This is a genomic window from Allostella sp., from assembly GCF_041913585.1.
Classification (GTDB): Bacteria; Pseudomonadota; Alphaproteobacteria; order ATCC43930; family Allostellaceae; genus Allostella.
In genome coordinates, this window is sequence record NZ_JAYSFE010000211.1 from 1 (window position 1) to 2,625 (window position 2,625).

The following is a 2,625-nucleotide window of genomic DNA, read 5'->3' on the forward strand; positions in this document are numbered from 1 at the left end:
CGCTGACCCGCCGCATCCTGGCGGTCAACGTGCTGCCGCTGCTGATCCTGGTCGGCGGCTTGCTCTATGTCGGCGAGTACCGGAAGGGTCTGGTGCAGAGCGAGCTCGACGCGCTGCGCACCCAGGCCGAACTGATCGCCAATGCGCTGGGCGAAGGCACGATCGACCGGCCGGGCGCCAGCGAGGACGTGGCCCTGTCGCTGGAGGCCGCCCGGCACATGGTCCGCCGCATGGTGGAGCCGACGGGCGCCCGCGCCCGTCTCTTCGCCGCCGACGGAGCGCTGGTCGCCGACACGCGGCTGCTCTCCGGGCCCGGCGGCAGCATCTACATCGAGCGGCTGGCGCCGCCCGACGACGACCCGCCCCTGCTCGGCGCCGCCGGCCGCATCTACGGCTGGGTGGTCGGCCTGCTGCCGGACGGCGAGGAACTGCCGCTCTATGCCGAACGGCCGGTCCAGACCGCCGCCGACTATGTCGAGGTGACGCGGGCGCTGGAAGGCGAGACCATGCGCATGCGGCGGCGCGACGCGCTCGACCGCACGGTGCTGTCCACGGCGGTGCCGGTCCAGCGCTTCAAGCAGGTGCTGGGCGCCGTCATGCTGTCGACCGAGGACCAGGCGATCCAGAAGGCGATCCGCTCGGTCCGCTTCGACATCCTCAAGGTGTTCGCGGTGGCGCTCGCGATCACGGTCCTGCTGTCGCTCTATCTCGGCGGCACCATCGTGCGGCCGATCCTGCGCCTCGCGCGCGCGGCCGAACGCGTCAAGCGCGGCCAGGGCCGCCAGCCGGAGATCCCCGACCTCGGCCGCCGCAGCGACGAGATCGGCGACCTCGCGGAATCGCTGCGCACCATGACGCAGGTGCTGTGGCAGCGGCTCAACGCCAACGAGCGCTTCGCGGCCGACGTCGCCCACGAGATCAAGAATCCGCTGACCTCGCTGCGCAGCGCCGTCGAGACGGCCGTGCGGGTCCGCGATCCGGACCAGCAGCGGCGGCTGATGGCGATCATCCAGGAGGATGTCGGGCGGCTCGACCGCCTCATCACCGACATCTCCGACGCCTCGCGCCTCGACGCCGAGCTGTCGCGTGACGCGACCGAGACCGTCGACGTCGGGCGCCTGCTCGACGCGTTCGCCGAGCTGCACCAGACGACCGACGACGGCTCCGGCCCGGCCATCCGCCTCGACGTCGCCCGCCATCAGGAACTGACCGTGGTCGGGCTCGAGAGCCGGCTGGGGCAGGTGTTCCGCAACCTCATCGCCAATGCCGCCTCCTTCAGCCCGCCGGGCGGGACCGTGACCCTGCGCGCGGCGCGGCAGGGCAAGTGGGTGGTGGCCCAGGTCGAGGACGAGGGGCCGGGCATCCCGCCCGACAAGCTGGAGGCGATCTTCGAGCGCTTCTACAGCGAACGGCCGTCGGGGGAGAAGTTCGGGACCCATTCCGGCCTCGGCCTCAGCATCTCCAAGCAGATCGTCGAGGCCCATGGCGGCGCCATCGCGGCGGAGAACCGGCCGCCGCCGGGCGGCGCCCGCTTCACCGTCCGCCTGCCGGCCGATCGCGGCTGACGACGGGCGCCGGTCGCGGCTATGTTGCGCCGCGTCGCACCGAGCGGTCGGGCAGAGGGGAGAGTACAAATGGTCATCAAGGCGATCCTGGCCGGAGCCGCATGGGTCCTGACCCCGACGCTGGCGCTCGCGCACCACGCCATGGGCGGACAATTGCCGGACGGCCCGTTGACCGGGCTGCTCTCGGGCCTCGGGCACCCGGTCATCGGCATCGACCATCTCGCCTTCGTCGTCGGCATCGGCGTGCTGTCGGCGTCGGCCAGGCTCGGGTCCGGGCCGCTCCTCGGGTTCGTCGGCGGGACGCTCGCCGGCTGCCTCCTCCATGTCGCCGGGGCGGAGCTGCCGCTGGCCGAGGCGGCGGTCGCCCTGTCGCTGCTGGTGATGGCCGGGCTTCTGGCACTCGGCCGCAGCCCGGCGCCGGGACGGCTGCTGGTGCTGGCGGCGGCCGGCCTCGCCCACGGCTACGCATATGGCGAGAGCATCGTCGGCGCCGAGCCGGTGGCGGTCGGCGCCTATCTCGTCGGCTTCTCGCTGGTCCAGGCGGCGATCGCGCTCGGCGCCGCCGGGCTGGTGCGGTCGCTTGCCGCGGCCGCGCCCGGCCGCCTGGCGGCGGCGGCCAACCTGTCGGCGGTCCTGCTGGTGCTGGTCGGCGGCGCCCTGCTGATCGGCTAACGGCGCGCCCGCGCCGGGCCGCCGGCGCGGACGACGGGCAGGTCGGCGCCGCCATGCTCCGGGCTGAGGCAGTGCCCGTGCGCGTGGTCGGCCAGCACCTCGATGATCCGGCAGTCGGCGGCGCGCTCGGCGTCGCAGGCGGCGATCATGCGGTCGAGCTCGCGTTCCAGCGCCACCAGCCGCGCGATCCGGCTGCGCACCGCCTCGCGGTGGGCGGTGGCGATCGCATGCGCCTCGGCGCACGGCCGTTCCGGATCGTCGGCCAGCGCCAGGAGCTCGCGGATGCGGTCCAGCGAAAACCCGAGTTCGCGGGCATGGCGGATGAAGGCCAGCCGCTTGAGGTGGCTGCTGCCGTAGCGACGCTGGTTGCCGGACGACCGGATCGCGG

Annotated in this window: 3 protein-coding genes; 2 read left to right on the top strand and 1 reads right to left on the bottom strand. The window is 73.6% G+C overall.

The window, feature by feature from the left end:
- The coding region (locus ACE3Q3_RS22985; RefSeq protein ID WP_374449964.1) for a stimulus-sensing domain-containing protein at window positions 1-1,565 on the top strand (1,565 nt) is incomplete at its 5' end.
- Between the two features lie 69 nt (window positions 1,566-1,634).
- Complete coding sequence (locus ACE3Q3_RS22990; protein ID WP_374449966.1) at window positions 1,635-2,237, top strand: HupE/UreJ family protein; 603 nt, start codon at window positions 1,635-1,637, stop codon at window positions 2,235-2,237.
- Here the strand turns inward: ACE3Q3_RS22990 and ACE3Q3_RS22995 are convergent.
- The coding region (locus ACE3Q3_RS22995) for a MerR family DNA-binding protein (protein WP_374449968.1) at window positions 2,234-2,625 on the bottom strand (392 nt) is incomplete at its 5' end. The genes ACE3Q3_RS22990 and ACE3Q3_RS22995 overlap by 4 nt on opposite strands.